At 46.3% G+C, this 18,265-nt stretch carries 13 protein-coding genes; 7 read left to right on the forward strand and 6 right to left on the reverse strand.

Annotation, left to right across the window (positions count from 1 at the left end; all coding sequences use genetic code 11):
- The first annotated feature begins 49 nt into the window (after positions 1–49).
- Complete coding sequence (locus MTBPR1_RS14380; protein WP_069189707.1) at positions 50–2,038, forward strand: methyl-accepting chemotaxis protein; 1,989 nt, start codon at positions 50–52, stop codon at positions 2,036–2,038.
- On the opposite strand, the gene MTBPR1_RS14385 is transcribed toward MTBPR1_RS14380, so the two are convergent.
- Positions 2,006–3,877, reverse strand: coding sequence for a bifunctional diguanylate cyclase/phosphodiesterase (locus MTBPR1_RS14385; protein WP_083223116.1), 1,872 nt, complete (start codon positions 3,875–3,877; stop codon positions 2,006–2,008). The two genes, MTBPR1_RS14380 and MTBPR1_RS14385, sit on opposite strands and share 33 nt — an antisense overlap.
- Positions 3,878–4,027: 150 nt before the next feature.
- Positions 4,028–5,764: a PHA/PHB synthase family protein gene (locus tag MTBPR1_RS14390; protein WP_069189709.1), complete on the reverse strand. Its 1,737-nt coding sequence runs from the start codon at positions 5,762–5,764 to the stop codon at positions 4,028–4,030.
- A gap of 96 nt (positions 5,765–5,860) precedes the next feature.
- On the opposite strand from MTBPR1_RS14390, the gene MTBPR1_RS14395 reads away from it, so the two are divergent.
- Positions 5,861–7,018 (forward strand): M20 aminoacylase family protein, encoded by a 1,158-nt coding sequence (locus tag MTBPR1_RS14395; protein WP_069189710.1) that lies wholly within the window; start codon positions 5,861–5,863, stop codon positions 7,016–7,018.
- Between the two features lie 7 nt (positions 7,019–7,025).
- Here MTBPR1_RS14395 and MTBPR1_RS18015 read toward each other — a convergent pair whose 3' ends face one another.
- The 4 genes from MTBPR1_RS18015 to MTBPR1_RS14415 all read right to left on the reverse strand — a co-directional run bounded on the left by MTBPR1_RS18015 (position 7,026) and on the right by MTBPR1_RS14415 (position 12,472).
- Entirely contained in the window at positions 7,026–7,427 is a 402-nt protein-coding gene (locus MTBPR1_RS18015; RefSeq protein ID WP_069189748.1) for a DUF1465 family protein, read from the reverse strand.
- A 48-nt stretch (positions 7,428–7,475) separates the two neighbouring features.
- Complete coding sequence (locus MTBPR1_RS14405) at positions 7,476–7,841, reverse strand: hypothetical protein (protein ID WP_126465257.1); 366 nt, start codon at positions 7,839–7,841, stop codon at positions 7,476–7,478.
- A gap of 392 nt (positions 7,842–8,233) precedes the next feature.
- The gene (locus MTBPR1_RS14410) at positions 8,234–11,368 is read right to left on the reverse strand and encodes an efflux RND transporter permease subunit (protein WP_069189712.1); all 3,135 of its coding nucleotides are present in this window, start codon (positions 11,366–11,368) and stop codon (positions 8,234–8,236) included.
- 3 nt (positions 11,369–11,371) lie between these two features.
- On the reverse strand, positions 11,372–12,472 hold the full coding sequence (locus MTBPR1_RS14415; protein WP_069189713.1) for an efflux RND transporter periplasmic adaptor subunit: 1,101 nt from the start codon (positions 12,470–12,472) through the stop codon (positions 11,372–11,374).
- A gap of 199 nt (positions 12,473–12,671) precedes the next feature.
- Here MTBPR1_RS14415 and MTBPR1_RS14420 point away from each other — a divergent pair, with 199 nt between their 5' ends.
- From MTBPR1_RS14420 to MTBPR1_RS18020, 5 genes are all read left to right on the forward strand, one after another.
- Positions 12,672–13,148, forward strand: coding sequence for a GNAT family N-acetyltransferase (locus MTBPR1_RS14420; protein ID WP_069189714.1), 477 nt, complete (start codon positions 12,672–12,674; stop codon positions 13,146–13,148).
- An 11-nt stretch (positions 13,149–13,159) separates the two neighbouring features.
- Entirely contained in the window at positions 13,160–13,600 is a 441-nt protein-coding gene (locus MTBPR1_RS14425; protein ID WP_069189715.1) for an Rrf2 family transcriptional regulator, read from the forward strand.
- A gap of 132 nt (positions 13,601–13,732) precedes the next feature.
- Positions 13,733–17,203 carry a sensor domain-containing protein gene (locus MTBPR1_RS14430; RefSeq protein WP_069189716.1) on the forward strand — a complete coding sequence of 1,157 codons (3,471 nt, stop codon included), beginning with the start codon at positions 13,733–13,735 and terminating at the stop codon, positions 17,201–17,203.
- Positions 17,204–17,244: 41 nt separating this feature from the next.
- Complete coding sequence (locus tag MTBPR1_RS14435; RefSeq protein ID WP_205631251.1) at positions 17,245–17,760, forward strand: KdsC family phosphatase; 516 nt, start codon at positions 17,245–17,247, stop codon at positions 17,758–17,760.
- A gap of 133 nt (positions 17,761–17,893) precedes the next feature.
- Positions 17,894–18,232, forward strand: a complete 339-nt coding sequence (locus MTBPR1_RS18020; RefSeq protein WP_126465259.1) for a hypothetical protein — start codon at positions 17,894–17,896, stop codon at positions 18,230–18,232.
- The last annotated feature ends 33 nt before the right edge of the window (positions 18,233–18,265 follow it).

The following is an 18,265-nucleotide window of genomic DNA, read 5'->3' on the forward strand; positions in this document are numbered from 1 at the left end:
CTGTGTTTATATTATGTGCTTGAAATAGCAAAAATTGGGGTAGATCGGTATGAAGGTTGTGACAAAGATTGCGGCGGCAATCATTGGTGTGGTTGTTGTTGCTATTATTTTATCAAATGTGTCTTCTTGGCAGGTCCTTGAAGATTCAATTGAGATTTCTAAAGAAAAAGAACTGCGCTCATTTGCAAAACAGTTTCAGACGCGCGTGGATTCTCTTTTAGATAATGCCGCAGCACGTAGTGCGTTAATTGCGACTTTACCGGACGTGCAAAAAGCCATGGCTGAGGGGGGTCGCGATTATTTAGCCAAGACCTTTGTCCCTGGCTTTGCTGATATGAAAAAGAATTTCGGCGTGCGCCAGTTCCAGTTCCACCTTTCACCAGCAACCTCATTTTTGCGTGTCCATAAAGCCAAGAAATTTGGAGATGACCTCTCTGGCTTTCGAAAAACAATCGTAAAAACCAACGAGACACGCAAAGCCGTCCAAGGCCTTGAGCGCGGCCGTGCCGGTTTAGGCGCGCGCGGCATTAGCCCCATTTTTTATAATGGAGAGCATGTGGGCTCCGTTGAATTTGGTCTTTCTTTTGGTAAAGCTCTGCTCAATAGCTTTAAAAAAGAAACAGGTGTTGAAACGGCCTTTTTCTTGCTGCCTAACAGCAATGCATCCTTGAAAGAATTTGATGCAACAAATGCGGATATCAAATTAAAAGCATCGACCTTCCCAGAAACAACGAGTTTTGACCTTGCCCGTGTAAAGGAAGGTTTAAACGAGATTACTTATTTGGGCGAAGAGACTTTTGATGCGGGCGTGGTGACAACCCTTGCCGCCCCGATTTATGATTTTTCTGGCAAAACGGTTGGTGTGGCCTATTTCGCCTCTGGTGTGACGGGTTTTGAAGTGCTGAAAAGTAAGGCGCAGAACAGTTATCTTATTATTTTTGTTGTAATTATCGCCTTTGGTGCGGCAGTTGGTTATTTTGCCTCTAGACGAATTGTGCGCCCTGTGATCAAGCTGAAGTCGGTGATGATGGATATTATCAACGGGCAAGATGATGCAAGCGTTCCTTATGTTGAACAACAAGATGAATATGGCGAAATTGCCTCAGCCGTGGAAATCTTTAAAAAGCATATGATTTCTGCAAAAGACCTTGCAGCCCAGCAAGAAGAAAACAGCCGCATCCAAACCGAGCGTGCAGAAAGGCTGCAAGCCGAAACCCTTGAGTTTGATAGCTCTGTTCGTGACATTCTTGCTAATGTCAGTCAGGCCTCTCTTAATGTGAAATCCATGGTGTCTGAGATGAAGGGCGCTGCCCAGCAGACTTTGGGTGAAGCCGATAAGGCCTTGGCCTCAGCGGACTCTTCCGCCAATAATATTGATGCGGTTGCAGCTGCCTCAGAAGAGCTTTCAGCCTCAATTGGAGAGATTGAACGCCAAGTCTATGGCTCAACCGATATTGCCAATAAGGCTGTTGATGAAACGGAATTGGCAAATACGCTTGTGACCAAGCTGACCCAAAGTGCCTCTGCCATTGAAGAGGTGACCTCCTTAATTAATAGCATTGCAGAACAGACCAACTTGTTGGCCCTGAACGCAACGATTGAGGCGGCCCGTGCTGGTGAAGCTGGTAAAGGTTTTGCAGTTGTTGCAGGTGAAGTTAAGAACCTTGCTAACCAAACAGCAAAAGCCACGGGTGATATTGCTAAACAGATTACTGAAATGCAGTCTGTTACGGAAGAAACGGTGACAGCTATTAATGATGTGAGTGAAACAATCCGTCACCTCAATGATATCTCAACATCTATTTCCACAGCAGTTGAACAGCAAAAATCAGCCACTAGCGAAATTGCGAGCAGCATTTCTAATGTGACCCAAGATGCTTCAGTTGTATCAGGCACAATTAGTGCGGTGGAAAGTGAAGCAGGCAGAACTGAGGCAAAAGCGGAAGAAGCCATTGAGGATGTGAACAAGTTTGAACAACAGTTCACACAGCTTAATACGCAGGTCTCAAGTTTCTTGAGTGCTGTTAAACAGGCCTAGGCTGAGCTTTGGGGAAATAGGTGAACAGTCTAGATATTGGGCATATTCATCTATCCCCATTGGGGCAGCATAGAGAAAACCTTGCCCGAAATCACAGCCAAGATCGCGCAAAATATCAGCCTCGGCTTCAAACTCAATGCCTTCGGCAACCACCTGACAGTCAAAATCATGAAACAGCTTGATCAGGGAGGTTGCAATATCACGGTTCTGTTTGGATTGATGGATATTGGTGACGAAGCTGCGGTCGATTTTGATGGTGTCGAAATGGACCTGTTTTAAATAAGATAATGAGGAATAGCCCGTGCCAAAATCATCCAAGGCAAGGGCAAAACCTTCTTTCTTAAGCTGTTTGAGGTTTTCAAGTGTAATGCGGTCTTCATCTAAAAATGTACTTTCGGTGACCTCTATTTCAAGCTGATGGGGCTTCACATGGCATTGGCTCATACGTTCAAGGAGTTGCGCCACATAATTGGGGTTGCGCAATTCCATGACACTCGCATTGACTGAGAGGATATGACCGCTTTGGCTGAAGGCATCTACAAGGCAGAGGTCATTACAGATATTGTTATGAACTTGACGGCCTAATTCATTAATCATGCCTGTGCGCTCTGCAATGGGGATGAAATGGGCTGGGGGAATAAACTGGCCTTGTTGATCTTGCCAGCGCACAAGAACTTCCCCGGTTGTGGCTTCAAGGTTTTGCAAATTGACTTTAGGCTGATAGTGATTGATCAAACGATGATCAAAAAGCGCTGTTTTAAGTTTTTTCTTTAAGCGGATATGGTTGATGTAATCTTGGCCGAGATGCTCATTAAACGTTACAAAGCTCGCATTTGCAGTTTCTTTAGCCTTGAACAGGGCGATATCGCATTTTCTAATCAGGCTTTTAACCCGTGTCCCATGCTGTGGGTAAAGCGCAGCCCCGATGGATACATCAAGTAAGAGACGATCATTTCCAACAGGGAGATCTATTTTCAGAAGCTTGATGATCTGGTCGCTTGTCTTTGCCATGTCTTCGTTATTTTCAATATAACGCGCCAGAATAAATTCATTACTTGCCGTGCGCCCAATGAGTGCATCAGGGAAGCAACGGGTTAAATGTAGAGCGAGGTTTTTAAGCGTTTCATCACCTACATCATGACCGTGAATATCGTTGATATGGCGAAAGCCGCGAATATCAAGCAAGGAGAGGAACAGGGGGCAATCAGGACGCAGAGCGATTTTCTTTTTCAGCTCCTGAATGAAATAGGACGAGTTTGCCAAGCCTGTCAGCTGATCATTGCGCATGGCTTCAAACAGCTTCATTTCTGCCACGCGGCGGTTGTAGTCAATTAGGAACAGGGAGGTGAAATTGGCAATGGATTCTGTGAAGTAAATTTCTTCTAAGGCCCAGCGGTGAGGCCCATCGTCATATTCACAACAGATGATCCCAAGGGTCTGGGCATCAATTTGGATGCTGGCACATAATTGGGCGCAGATATGCGGGGTGAAGAAATGAACGGGTTTTGCCTCATTGCGCGGTAGGGTGCTGGCATTATCAATGGCATAAATAAAGTCCTGATCCAGACGTTTGATCAGGTCTTCTAGCTCTTTGCGTTTAAACGTTTCAGTATTGCTTTGTGTACTAGCAAGACACTGCCATAGATCAGGATCATCACGATCACACACCCAAATGCCGATACGGGCATTTTCAAGGGTGGCAGATAGAGTGTGTATAATATCGCCCATCGCCCCATATAGGTCTCCGCACAAGACGGAAGGGCTTCGCGATAGATTTCGCAAAGATTGCATGTGATTAAACAATGTTGCTTCGTTTCGACGGTCAGTTTGGCGATACATGTTCACACTCCTTATTAACCCCTGATAGAGCGCTTTGTTTTTATGTAGATTGGTTTGGGTAAGGCGGAGTTCAAGATAAAAAGCGATACTTAAGTATAAAAAAACCCCCGTACATACAGTACGAGGGTTTTTGTGGGTTATAGGTATGTTTTACTCTTCAAAAACATAGGTTCCCGGTGCATCACAGATCGGCGCGTAATCACCTTTTGGTGTGCCAAGTGATGGTGGGTTTACTTTGCCTGAAGAGTTCTTGACCAACCATTCTTGCCATGGCTCCCACCAAGAGCCTTCAACAACATCTTGGCGTTCTGCCCATTCTTGTGGGGGAACGAATTTGTCGTTATCCAGCTTGGTTGCAATTTGGTAATGGCGGCGCGGGTGGCCCGGCTCATTAACGATCCCAGCATTATGCCCACCGTTGGTGAGAACAAAGGTTACGTCCGTATCAACGATCTGATGGATCTTATAAACAGATTTCCATGGCGCTACATGGTCTTTACCAGTTGCCACAGCAAAAATAGGTGTGCGGATATCAGAAATGGCAATCGGTTTGCCACCGACTTCAAAACGCCCCGCAGAGAGGTCGTTGTTGAGGAACAGGCGGCGCAGATATTCAGTATGCATTTTATAAGGCATACGGGTTGCATCAGCGTTCCAGCTCATCAGGTCATTCACGCGTGGCTGTTCACCCAGAAGATATTCTGACACCATCTTAGACCAGATGAGATCAAAGGAGCGCAGCAGCTGGAAGGCACCAGACATTTGCTTGGTATCGAGATAGCCCTGATCCCACATCATGTCTTCCATGTAAGAAATTTGGCTTTCATCGATAAAGAGCATCAATTCACCAGCTTCAGAGAAATCTGTTTGCGTGGTGAAAAGGGTGATGGTTTTGAAACGATCATCATTATCGCGCGCCATGGCAGCTGCGGCAATTGTGAGAAGTGTCCCACCCAAACAATAACCAACACCATGGACTTTTTTGTCCGGAACGATGGTTGTTACAGCCTTGAGACATTCCATCACACCTTGGCTGACGTAATCTTCCATGGTCAGGTCGCGGTCTTTTTCCGTTGGGTTATGCCATGACAGCATGAAGACCGTATGGCCTTGATCCACCAGATATTTCACCAAGGAATTATATTGCGAGAGATCAAGGATATAATATTTCATGATCCAGGCCGGAACGATCAGGATCGGTTCGGCATCAACTTTTTTGGTTGTTGGTTCATATTGCAACAATTCAACAAGGCGGTTGCGATAAACCACTTTACCTTTGGTACAGGCAAGGTTTTTACCGACCTGAAATTCGCTTTCTGCCGCATTATGTTCATCGGTGATGTTGCGCATCACTTCATTCCAATAATTCTCAGCCCCTTTGACAAGGTTTTGACCGCCTTGTTCCATGGTTGTCTTAAGAACTTGTGGGTTTGTGGCAAAGAAGTTGGTTGGCGAAATAATATCAAGCCATTGGCGCGCACCAAAAGAAACCATGCTTTCGTGGTGCTTAGAAACACCGGGAATGCCCATGGTCGCATAGTGCCACCACTGTTCTTTTAACAAGAAGCCTTGTGCAAGAACGTTAAACGGGAACTGTTTCCATTCTTCAGCGCGAAAACGGCGATCTTCCGGTAAAGGCTGGATGAAATCAGGGATTTCCGGGTCCATGGTTGCACGTGCCGCCCAGATGTTGAAATCCATGGTTTTGCGGGCAAAGTTTTCAGACATTTCACCAATTTTACCCGGTGAATGCGCCATATGAACCAGCCAGTCAAAATAGGCCACCATAATGGAAGCAGGCGATAGCCCGTTGGTCATACGGCCTTCAACGGCGTGAATGGCACGGTCGATGCTTGTCTTTACGTTTGGAACGGACATGCGTGTCATGTTAAGAATTACTCCACGAAGATCATTATGTTTATTTTGCGTTGCAGCATTTATAATCCTAATTTAGCTTTTGGGCAATTGTTAAGGGCCGTTTTCATGAAAATTTCACAAGAAAATCCTCTGGTTCAGGAAATGACAAATTGGCGGCGCCATTTGCATAGCTACCCTGAAACCGCATTTGAAGAAGTCCTGACGCAGGATTTTATTGCTGCGCGCCTAAAAGAGTTTGGTCTTGAGGTTCATGAAGGGCTCGCCAAAACGGGTGTGGTTGGGACTTTAACAACAGGTGAGGGGCCATCAATTGCCTTGCGCGCAGATATGGATGGGCTTGATATGGTTGAGCAATCCGGCGTGCCACACTGTTCTAAGCATGCTGGTAAAATGCATGGTTGTGGTCATGATGGGCATATGGCGATGTTGTTGGGCGCAGCTAAACACCTTAGTGAAAATAAAGATTTTAAAGGAACCGTGCATTTTATTTTTCAACCCGCTGAAGAAAATGAAGGTGGGGCACGGGTGATGATTGAAGAAGGGCTGTTTGAGAAGTTTCCCGCAGATGCCGTTTATGGCATGCATAATTGGCCTGAGCTTCCCATGGGGACAATGGCGATGAAAGCAGGCCCTCTCATGGCGGCCTGTGATGCTATGGAAATTCGCATTAAAGGAGTGGGGTGCCATGGGGCCATGCCGCATCTGGGGATTGATCCTGTGGTGGTGGCAAGTGAGCTTGTCTTGGCCTTACAATCTGTTTCCAGCCGGGTGGTGAACCCGCAAGATGCGGTTGTGGTGTCTGTTACGCAAATTAATGGCGGCCATACATGGAATGTGATCCCTGAAGAAGTGATCATGCGCGGCACCATTCGCTCTTTTAACCCGCAAGTACAAGATAAGTTGGAAGAGACCATTAACCGGATTGTTAAGGGCGTATGCCTTGCTCATGGCGCAGACTATGAGCTTGATTATATTACGGGTTACCCCGCAACGGTGAATGATGCGCAAGAAACGGAAAATTGCGCGCGTGCGGCAATGCTGACGGTTGGTGAGAACCATGTGATGTTGGACCCAACACCGAGCATGGGGGCTGAAGACTTTGCCTATATGTTACAGGCAAAACCGGGCTGTTATGTCTGGCTTGGCACAGGGGGCGTGCCGGGGGGATGCTTGCTGCATAATCCGGGATATGATTTTAATGATGATGTGCTGCATATGGGGGCGAGCTATTGGGTTAACCTTGTGAGTGAGATTTTAGGTTAACGAGGCTTTATTGGCGCAACATGCCTTCAATGCGGGTTGCGCGCATGAAAAGCTCCCAACTGCGCCTTCTTAAGCTTTGAAGGGCGCGCGGGCAGTCTTCGATGGGAGTGTTTGTGGGTTCAACGCAGATATCTTCTTGGGCAAGGGGCTGAGTGTTTTGAGCAAAGTCCTGACGGGTAATTTCATCATTTAAGATGGCTTTTTCACTCATAAGCCAAGACATCATGTGGGAAAGTCTGGATGTAACGCGCAAGGACTCTTTTGTTAGGGCTAGTCTCTTTACAGGTACTAAATGGCGGACTTGGTGTTCAAACCTATAGGCATGATACTGTTCGGCTTCTATTAACAAAGACATTGTCTCGTCAAACGTTCTGTCCAGCCAGTTTACAGTTGTTGCGACTTTCCCCATGAGAACCTCCGCCATTTAACAGAAAATGGATGGCGAAGATTTTATTCTTTAATGGATGGAACAGCCTTCCGGCGTTGTTTCATCAAAAATGTTCGCCGTAAATTCATATGTGTCTTCTTGGATGCGAATTCCAGAAATTTCTGGATAGCGCGCCGCCATCCACAACACATATTTGGCAACGAGAACACCATTTTCATCCTTGACCGCATCGCGAATTAATTGCGCGACAACCCCAAGGCGGTTGAAATGGTCTAAAAAGTGGGTCGGGCCAAACCACTGATCTGAAAATTTACGAAGTTCCAAATCCATCGTTTCAGCATGTTCTTTTTCAAACTCGTCAAGAACATCAGCTTCAAAACGAACGGGATATGGTGAGCCGTCCATGGCGATCATAAATGATAAATCGGAATGCATATTGCCCTCCATTAAACGTACAATTTCCTACTGTTTAATACTGTACGTGTTCTTTTGAACTTATCAAATGTGCAGAAGGGTTAGGCTTTTTCAGGGAATTGCCTACGTAAGTAGTATGGGATAGTACGTAAAAGAACTTAAATGAATGGAGCAATCTACTGTCGGTTACGAATGTATTCAGCGTGCTATGAATGTTAAATTGATATTTCTCTTTGTTTTCTGCGGTTTTTATGCCTTTTAAAACCGCACATAGGCTCAGCAGGCTTATTTTCTCCACATCTACAAGTAACTAAACTAAAGGCATTAATACGAAAGAAGTAAATGGTTGTTTTTCGCAGATTCAGGGTTGATGAATTACCGTTTTAAAGAATTTGGGGTTATTTATCATAAAGTTAGGCAGTCGTTTTTTTTCTGTTTTTAGACCATTCTTGGACATTTGCACGCACCATGAGGGCGCAAGGCGTCACCACTAAGGTTAAAACCGTGGCAAAGCCAAGGCCGAAAACAATGGCGGTTGAAAGCTGGACCCACCATTGTGTAGACGGTGCGCCAGCGCTGATCTCACGGGTGAAGAAATCGATATTGAGCTGCATCACCATGGGTAAAAGACCAAGCATGGTGGTGACCGTTGTTAATAACACCGGGCGCATACGTTGCGCACCTGTCAGCACAATGGCATCAAAAACAGTGCCCGTTTCATGTTTGAGGCGATCAAAGGTATCGATCAAAACGATATTGTTGTTCACCACAATCCCTGCCAAAGCAATAACACCAATGCCGCCCATGACAATGCCAAAGGGTTGTCCAGTGATCAACAGGCCGATAAAGACCCCAATGGTGGACATGATCACGGCGGATAGGATCAAAAAAGCGCTGTAAAAACTGTTAAACTGGGTCACCAGAATAATCGCCATGATGAACAGGGCCACGCCAAAGGCTTTGCTCAAAAATTCTTCAGCCTTGCGTTGTTCTTCATCCTCACCTTTAAATTCCACCTTGATGCGGGGATCAATCTTTTGCTCTTTCAGCCAGACTTTAATTTCATTGAGCTTGGCATCCACATTCACACTGGGCAGCACATCGGCCTTCACTGCCATGACGCGAAACCCATCGACGCGATTGACATTGCCGATGCGTGGCTCTGCTGTGCGGGTCACAAAGTTGGCAATGGGAACCGTGCTTGCCTCAGAGTTGATACGAATATCTTGTAAGCGATCCATGGTGCGGTCCGCCACGGGGAAGCGGGCGCGAATTTCCACTTCATCATCGGTATCATCAGGGCGGTATTCACCCAGTTTCAACCCTGTTGTCGTCATTTGAATGAAGTTCCCGACCAGACCGATATCGGCGCCATATTTGGCAGCTTGGGCGCGGTTTACATCAAGTTCCCAATCAATACCGGGTAAGGGGCGGGAGTCTTCATAGTTCATCATCCCGTCCATTTGCTCAAGCCCAGTGCGGATTTGGGCAATGGCTGCGGGCAGGAGGTCTGTGTATCGCGATGAAAGCTGGATGTTAACAGGCTTACCTGTGGGCGGTCCTTCTTCTTGCTTGCGAAAGTCTATTTCAATACCCGGGATATCCTCGGTCCGTTTGGCAATATCAGTAAGGATTTCATTGGCAGGGCGGCGTTCCTGCCAATCTTTAAATTCTAAGGAGACCGACCCAATAATATCTTCGGCTTCTTCGCTTTGTTCGGCTTTGCCAATGCGGGTGTAAACGGTTTTAAATTCTGTCATGGGCAGGATGCGGGCCTCAACCTGCTCAACAATATTTTTTTGTTCCCAGACCGATAGGTTACCGCGTGCGCGTACATTGACTTTGGCATTTTCCGGTTCAACCTCGGGGAAGAATTCCACCCCTTTACCGAAGTTGGCATAAACCACTTGGACAATCACCAGCACGCTAACGGCTGCGCCCAGTACTTTGGCAGGGTGTTTTAAGGCTTTTTGCAGGATATGGACATATTGGCCCGTCATGCCTTGAAGCTTGGTCAGGTCGGTTTCTTTATCTGGGGCAACTTCGCTTAAATCTGGCACGGCTTCTGAGGCTTTACCAAAAAGCGAGCCTAAGGTCGGCACAAAGATCAGGGCCATAAGTAAGGAGGCTGAAAGGGTCGCAATCAGCGTAATGGGCAGGAATTTCATAAATTCCCCGACGATGCCGGGCCAGAATAAAAGCGGGAGAAAGGCGGCTAATGTTGTGGCGGTTGAGGCTGTAATCGGCCAAGCCATACGCTGGGCAGCCAGACCATAGGCTTTGCGACGATGAAAACCTTCAATCATTTTACGATCGGCATATTCAGTCACAACCACAGCGCCATCAACCAGCATACCCACAGCCAAGATCAGGCTGAAAAGCACAACGATATTCATGGTCATATCAAGGGCTGAAATAACAAGGATACCCGCTAAGAAAGAGCCGGGAATAGCAATGCCCACAAGGCCTGCTGTGCGCAAGCCAAGGGCGGCAACCACAACCACCATGACCAACAAAATGGCACTAAGCACGTTATTTTGCAGATCCGCCAACATGGTGCGGATTTGGTTGGAACGGTCTTGGGAGTAAGAGACTTGCAGGTTTGTGCGCAAAGCCTCAGGCCAGAGGGATTGTTCAAAAGCAACCACATCACGCACGCGCTCAATGGTTTCAATAATATTCTCGCCCGTGCGTTTTGACACTTCCAAGGCAATGGCGGGTTGACCGTTCACGCGGGCGAAGCTGGTCGGGTCTTTAAAGGTGCGGCGCACCTCAGCCACATCGCCCAACATGACCACACTGTCACCTTCGACTTTAAGCGGTTGGGATTTAATATCATAAACCGTTTCATAAAGGCCGGGCACCTTGATTGCAAAATGGCCCTGACCCGTATCTTGGGAGCCTGCCGCCACCAGTTTATTGGAGGCGCTCACCATATTCATGGCTTCAGCCGGGGTCAGGCCGTACATTTCGACCTTTGCCGGATCAATGATGATCTCAACGATCTCATCGCGGTCCCCTGCAATATCGGCTTCTAAAACGGTGGGGATGGCTTCAATGGCGTCTTGAAGGTCGCGCGCAAGCTTAACAAGGGTGCGCTCGGGGACTTCACCCGCAATGGTGACCACGAGAACGGGGAAAAGGCTGAAGTTGACTTCATGCACACTGGGGTCTTCTGTCTCATCGGGCAGTTCTGATTTTGCCAGATCGACCTTTTCGCGCACATCATCAAGGGCTTTATCCGCATCAAAACCAGCTTCAAATTCCAGCGTAACGTTACCGCCGCCTTCATATCCGGTTGAGCGCATTTCTTTCACACCTTCAATGGTGCGCATTTCCTGTTCCAGCGGGCGCAGGATCAGCCGTTCCGCATCTTCAGGAGAAATACCATCATGACTTGCCACCACATAGATGATGGGAATGTTAATGTCAGGATCAGACTCTTTGGGAATGTTGTTATAAGCAACCGTTCCGGTAATGAGGATCAAAGCAAGGGTCAAAAGCACCGTGCGCGCATGACCAAGTGCGGCTTCAATGGCGTTTTTCATACTCTATTCATCCTGTGCTTTGGTAGCGTCATTGTCTTCTTCCATAGCAATGACTTTTTGACCAGCTTTGACATATTCTTGCCCGCGCAAAATAATGCGCGCACTTTGAGCAAGTCCTGAAACCCAGACACCATCTTGGGTATCTTCGAGCAATTGCACCGGATTAAATTGAACTTCATCCGTCTCATTAAGGGTTTTAACGCCAATAACGCCTTGATCAGACAGGGTGAGAATGGAGGGAGATAGTAAATAAGCCGCATGGGTGCCGACTTTTAAGCGGAGCTTGGCGGTTTGTCCCACAGGGATATCATGTTGTGGGTTTTCCGCTTCCATCTCAACACGGTAGGTGCGGGTTGTTTTATCACTGGTGGAGGCCACAAAACGAATAATGCCGTCAATTGTGCGCCCGTCAGTTAAAACGGCGCTGGCGATTTGACCTTCCTTGACCGTGCTAATTGCATTTTCAGGTACTTCGGCTGTGATGATGATAGGGGAGAGGTCAATAAATTTGGCAACCATATCGCCCACACCGACATAATTACCGACTTCAATGGTTTTATCTTCTAGCTTGCCGTCAAAAGGGGCTCTTAGGGCAATATGCTGGATATCAAGCTCAGCGATTTTTAGCTCAGCCTTGGCAGCATGTAACAGGCTTTCGGCTTCTGCCAGTTTGGTCTGAGAGCGATAGCTCTTTTGAGAAAGTTTGCGCGAGGCTTCAAATTCAAGTTGGCGATGGCGAACAGAACTTTGCGCGCTTTTTAGGCGGCGCTGGCGGTCATCCATTTTAAGGCGGGCAATGATGTCACCTTTTTTAACCAGAGAGCCTTTTTCAATAAGAACTTCTTTAATTTGGCCTGAGGTCTGGGCTTTGAGCTCGACTGTACGATTAGCATCTGTTTGACCGTAGATGGTGATGACATTGGCATGTTCAACGGCTTTTTTTGTCGCAATCAAGACTTTTACCAGCTTTTGTTCCTGATTAGAGATAACACTTTGCGAAACAACAGGCTCATCAGACTTAAAGATGCCAGAGAGCAGCCACAAGGTGATCGCTGCTGCAATCACAAGTGCAATCAGGATGGATTTGTTTTTTGGTAAAGTCATTGTATGTGCCCTTAAATACAGTCTGTCTCTATTTATACCTTTAATCCATAAAAAAACTGTGAAGGCTTTCACATAAACATAAAACTTCTCGCAAAAAGGGAAAAAGAAGTTTTTTGAGAGGAGTCTTTACAAAGTGGTACCGAAATGCGTATTTTAATGGAGATAGTATTTTTACACAGGCGAAGGGTCTGTTCAGGCGATGGGTAAATCGGCATTTCTTAAGGAATCTAAAGTAGATGGGGTGACTTTCATCATTCGCGATGCGGATGAGAAAGACCTGCCAGCCGTCACCGATTTACATGCCTATAATACTGGACAGCATAAACCAGATTACTGGGAAGAAACCTATCATCGCTATGGTGATTCAAATGAGGGTTTTTTCTATGTCTGTGAAATTGATGGTGAGTTTGCAGGCTTTATCATCGGTGAAGTGCGCGCGTGGGAATTTGGGTCTGAGCCATGTGGTTGGGTCTATACCATTGGGGTGAACCCTGAAATGCGCCTAAAGCAAGTGGGGACACGCTTGTTTGAAACCGTTTGTGAGCAGTTTCGCAAAGCTGGTGTGGGCCAAGTCCGCACCATGTTGCATCGTAAAGACAACCTCAACCTCAGCTTCTTTAGAAGCCAAGGCATGATGGGTGGCCCTTTCATCGAACTTGAAATGCCGTTGGATTAAGGGAGCGTGTGATGAAACTTCAAAAAGCGACATATTGCGCCCTTTATGCAGTGCTTGAACTGGCACGCGATCCTAACGTGCAGCTTTCAGCCACGGATATTGCGGATAAATATAATATCTCTGCCAACCATCTAGCGAAAGTCTTGCGTGACCTTGGGCGCGCGGGCCTTGTTGAATCCGTGCGCGGGGCAGGTGGGGGCTATCGCTTTTCCGGTAATTTAAAACGCACAACTTTGTTTGATGTGATCCATCTTTTTGAAGATGTGGGTGGCGAGAATGAACGTGCACGCGATGCACAGGCTGATACAGACATTGGTAGTGCACTCAATTTGGTGCTGACTGAGATTGATGAGATTGCCATTGCAACGCTGGGCTCCGTCACGATTGGGACGCTTTTAAAGACCATGCGCTGGCGCACAGAACGCCAAGAGCGCGAAGAAGCTGAAGTATAAGCATTTTTTCAAATGAGCCTTTTTTAAAAAAGGCGTGCGAGATCAGACAAAAACAGATAGACTAATACGAAAGGTTAGGGCTGTTCGCTTGAAATCTCTTGTGGCTGTCTAAACCAGAAGGTGGGAGGTGCTATGATGGTTTCTACGCCGTCTGCGCTTGGTTTATCAAAAAAAAGTGTATATGTGCGGGCATTTTTGGTGTTCGTGGTTGGCTTGTGCCTTTCCATTAGTGCAAGTTATTTTGTTTTACAGTTTCAAGATGAACAAAATAAAAAGCGCCTTCTTCAAGATGCAAATGAATATGTCCATGCCCTCTCTCGTGAGCTAGATCGAAAAGCCAACATACTATCGCCTTTGTCTGGGCAATTCCATTTAGAGAAAAAAAAGCCGACACGCGAGGATGTGACGAAGGCTCTTCAGGAACTATCGCCTTTATTAGGCGGGTTAAGTTATGATGATGGCTTTAGTTATCTTGCTTGGGCACCAACATGGCTTGGGCGCTCAAAAGCGACTTTTAAAGATATTGTCGCGTTGGAAGATTGGCAGCAAGAGCGCACGGGGCGCTTTATTATGTCGCATTTGCAGAAATGGCATTTCAACACGACACGGCCTGTGCAAAAAGAAGGTGCGGTATTTGGGTTTGATCATAATGAAAAACGGGGTGAGTTTTATCTGGTTATTGGGCAGCCGTTTTTTCAACAATTCCAGCTTTTGGGGTCATCCAATGAAGCCCAGCAATTCCCTCAAGGTTATCTTTTAGGCTGGCTGGATATTGCTAAGCTTATACGCAAAAGCTGGGACGGTTTGCGCAACCCGAATAATCTGATCTCCCTGAAGATCACTAAGAGTCCGCAGCTTGATGAATATTTGCTCTACCATTCCGGCCTTGTTGAAAGCCAAACCTTAGAGAAGATTCAAAAAATATTCAGTACGGCACAAAGCCATAGCTTTACATTGGCGGGCATGCATATGGAATTGTCTCTTTTGCCGCTTAATAAGAAACAAATAGGCTTTTATCAGGATTTACACTGGATCACATTGGCGCTTGGTGTTGCCTCGACATTGATCTGGTGTTTGATGGTCGCTTTAATGGGCCATCATAAACACACCAGTGAGTATAGCCGTAATTCGCTAGAGGATTACGGGCGCAAACTTGCCGATGAAACACACCAACGACAGGTCGTTGAAGATGTCTTGCGCATGAATGAGGCGCGTTGGCATTATGTGGTTGATAACCTGCCCATTGCTTTATTTGCGGTGGATTATGACGGCATGTTCACCCTTGGTGAGGGGCGCGGCTTAGAGGCATTAGGGTTAAAAGCTGCTCAGGTTGAGGGCAACTCAATCTTTGACGTGTTTAAAGACTATCCTTTGATTATCAATATCTGTCGTGAATGTCTGGGCGGTGAGGAGCGTCGCGAGACTTTCCTGATTAATCATCATTGGGTTGATATGCGCTTTACCCCTGTTATTCAGCCCAACGGGGGCTTTGATGGCATGATTTGCGTGGCAAGTGATGTAACTGAGGAATATCGGGTTCAAGAACGTTTGGATAAAGCCAATCTCCATTTACAAGGCTTGATGGATAATCTGCCCACAGGCGTTGCGTTTGTGCGCAGTGGTGTCATTCAATGGTGTTCTCAACGTCTTGAAGAAATGTTTGGTTATGAGCCGGGTAAGTTAGCCGGACGTGCACCAGAAATTTTATATAATGAGGTGGAAAGCTACCGCGATATTGAAAATCGGGCGCGGGCAAAGCTGCTTAATAATGAACTGGTCGAGTTTAATACCGTTTTCAGGCGCAATGAAGGCGGGCGCTTTTATGGTGATTTAATTGGACGTGCGGTTGATGAAAAGAATTATCATGCCGGGACCATGTGGGTGATACAGGATTTAACAAAAATCCTTGAAGAAGAGAAATACCGCCGACTGTCAAAAACGGTGTTTGATAATGTGACAGAAGGGGTGATGGTCACTAATGGGGCAACCGAAATCACTTTTACCAACAACGCTTTTAAAAGCATCACGGGCTATTCTGACCATGAGACCTTGGGCAAAAAACCGTCCTTTTTAAGCTCGGGCAAACATGATCGCAGCTTTTATCAAAAAATGTGGACAACTATAAATGAGATTGGGACATGGTCAGGTGAAATTTGGAACAGGCGTAAAAATGGCGAGACCTATCTGGAATGGTTGACCATTACAGCCCTTCAAGATGATGAGGGTGCAATTGAAGAATATGTGGCTGTTTTCAGCGATATCACCAAATATCGCCAAAGTCAGGAAGAGCTCCGCTATCAAGCCAGTTATGATAAATTAACCGGTCTGCCCAATCGCCAATTACTTGAAGATCGCTTTCACCAGGCTTGCGCCCAGGCAACCCGTGAAGATAAGCCTTTTGCCTTTGTGTATCTGGATGTTGATAATTTCAAATTCTTCAATGAAAGCCTAGGTCATGATTATGGCGATATGATCTTAAAAGAAATTGCCCAGCGTCTTGATGGGGCCATGCGATCTGTGGATACAATCGCGCGTATCGGCAGTGATGAATTTATTTTATTGTTGGTCGGTACGGGTGAAGAAGACACTGTAAGCCGTGCGGTGACACATCTTTTATCAAGGGTAAAAGAACCCTTCAAATTACCGGAACTGCCTGAAGAGATCACCATCTCGGCAAGTTGCGGTATTGCCATTTATCCCGATGATGCCACGGAGTATTCAGAGCTCATTCGAAAAGCCGACGCCGCCCTTTATCATGCCAAAGAGACTGAGCGCGGGATTTTCATGTTTTTTACCGAAGATATGAATGTGCGGGTTAAAGAACGCTTGATGCTTGAAAATAAGCTGCGCCGCGCCATTGAGGCAGAAGAATTCACCCTTTATTACCAACCCAAAGTCATTGCTGAAACAGGCGAGATTACAGGGGCGGAAGCGCTGATCCGCTGGGTTGACCCTGAGCTGGGGATTATCGGGCCGGACAAGTTTATTCCTGTTGCTGAAGAAACTGGATTGATTGTGCCCATTGGGGAATGGGTTTTTAGAACAGCCTGTGCGCAAATGAAAAAATGGAAGGACATGGGCCTTAGCATCACGAATGTGGCCGTCAACCTGTCTGGGCGGCAGTTCTCCAAGCCTGATCTGGCCGCTGACCTGATGGCGATAATGGAGGAAGAACAGGCTGACCCGAAAATGTTGGAGATTGAAATCACCGAAAGTTTTATTGCCTCTAGTCAAAGCTCAATGGTGGAATCTTTAGCAGTGTTATCAAAAAAAGGCGTGAAGCTGAGTGTGGATGATTTTGGCACGGGTTATTCTTCTTTAAGCTACTTACATCGTTTTCCGCTGGATATTATGAAAATTGATCGCTCGTTCATTATGAATATTAAGGAGGGCGAGGATGATACGTCGGAAAAATTGGCAAAAGCAGTGATCGCCATTGGCAAAAGCATGAATTTAAAGATTGTGGGCGAGGGAGTTGAGAATGACACCCAGCTGGAATTTTTACGTGAAAATGGTTGCGATTACATTCAAGGCTATTACTTTAGCAAGCCTGTACCTGCTGATGAGTTTGAAAAGCTTTTACAGGAAGGCGCAACATTGTAGAGTGCCTTGGTTGATCCACACTTGTGTAAGGAATGTCTAGCGTGTCTATTCGTGAAAAACTCTCTCCGCGTGATTTTAAAGAAAAACTAAAAAGCGTGAAGTTGCTTAGCCTCGATGTGGATGGAATCCTCACCGATGGTGGCCTTTATTATACGGAAACCGGCGATGAGCTGCGCAAGTTCAATGTTAAAGATGGTATGGGGATGAAAAAGGCCCGTGAAGCCGGTGTTGAGCTTTGTATCATCAGTGCGAGCACAACCAATGCCATTCAAGAACGCGGCAAGCGCCTAGGTATCCCCCATGTTTATACCGGGGCGAAAAACAAGATCGAAATTTTGCAAAAGATTTGTGATGAGCTTGAAATCAGCTTGGATAATGTTGCCCATATGGGCGATGATTTAAATGATATTGTCATCATGGAAAAGATCGGAACCCCTATCACCGTTGCAGATGCGGTGGAAGAGGTCAAAGAACAGACCATTTACATTACACAAAAATGTGGTGGGCAAGGGGCAGTGCGCGAAGTCTGTGACCTTTTGGTCAAGGTGAACTCATAATAACCCTACAGAAATACAGGTATTAAAATTATAGATTATAATGGTTTAAAAATACTTGTATCGTAATCTCTGAGTGCTATAGTATGGCATTATATCAACAAGCTACGGTTCATATAGAATTTCGGTAAAGATCATGACACCTGCGCAAACACGCCATATCAAACCATGTAAAAAGAGACATGTTCGGTCTCAGTTTCTCAGTGTGCTGGCCTATTTGGGAACACTTTGCTTTATTCCTTTAAGCATCAGTGATGATGACCAGTATATTTTGCTTCATGCTCGCCAAGGATTGGTCCTTTGGGGGCTGGAGCTTTTTGCAACGCCATTGTTGTTTATACCCGGAGTTGGCAAATCATTGTTTTTGATGGTTTTCGTACCCGTCGTTGCCTTATCCCTGCTGGGGATACTTGGTGTATTATTAAGGCGCACATGGTGCTTGCCTATTGTTTATAGGCTTTCACGGGCAATTTAAAGAACACGTTATTTTAGGGGAGATATGTATGAT

It is taken from the genome of Candidatus Terasakiella magnetica, assembly GCF_900093605.1.
GTDB lineage: Bacteria > Pseudomonadota > Alphaproteobacteria > Rhodospirillales > Terasakiellaceae > Terasakiella > Terasakiella magnetica.

Bases quoted from the DNA above. Each gene is read 5' to 3' on its own strand.
- MTBPR1_RS14415 (WP_069189713.1), bottom strand. From the start codon at position 12,472: ATGACTTTACCAAAAAACAAATCCATCCTGATTGCACTTGTGATTGCA.
- MTBPR1_RS14405 (WP_126465257.1), bottom strand. From the start codon at position 7,841: ATGCATTCCGATTTATCATTTATGATCGCCATGGACGGCTCACCATAT.
- MTBPR1_RS14420 (WP_069189714.1), top strand. From the start codon at position 12,672: ATGGGTAAATCGGCATTTCTTAAGGAATCTAAAGTAGATGGGGTGACT.
- MTBPR1_RS14410 (WP_069189712.1), bottom strand. From the start codon at position 11,368: ATGAAAAACGCCATTGAAGCCGCACTTGGTCATGCGCGCACGGTGCTT.
- MTBPR1_RS14430 (WP_069189716.1), top strand. From the start codon at position 13,733: ATGATGGTTTCTACGCCGTCTGCGCTTGGTTTATCAAAAAAAAGTGTA.
- MTBPR1_RS18020 (WP_126465259.1), top strand. From the start codon at position 17,894: ATGACACCTGCGCAAACACGCCATATCAAACCATGTAAAAAGAGACAT.
- MTBPR1_RS14395 (WP_069189710.1), top strand. From the start codon at position 5,861: ATGAAAATTTCACAAGAAAATCCTCTGGTTCAGGAAATGACAAATTGG.
- MTBPR1_RS14390 (WP_069189709.1), bottom strand. From the start codon at position 5,764: ATGACACGCATGTCCGTTCCAAACGTAAAGACAAGCATCGACCGTGCC.
- MTBPR1_RS14385 (WP_083223116.1), bottom strand. From the start codon at position 3,877: ATGTATCGCCAAACTGACCGTCGAAACGAAGCAACATTGTTTAATCAC.
- MTBPR1_RS14425 (WP_069189715.1), top strand. From the start codon at position 13,160: ATGAAACTTCAAAAAGCGACATATTGCGCCCTTTATGCAGTGCTTGAA.
- MTBPR1_RS18015 (WP_069189748.1), bottom strand. From the start codon at position 7,427: ATGGGGAAAGTCGCAACAACTGTAAACTGGCTGGACAGAACGTTTGAC.
- MTBPR1_RS14380 (WP_069189707.1), top strand. From the start codon at position 50: ATGAAGGTTGTGACAAAGATTGCGGCGGCAATCATTGGTGTGGTTGTT.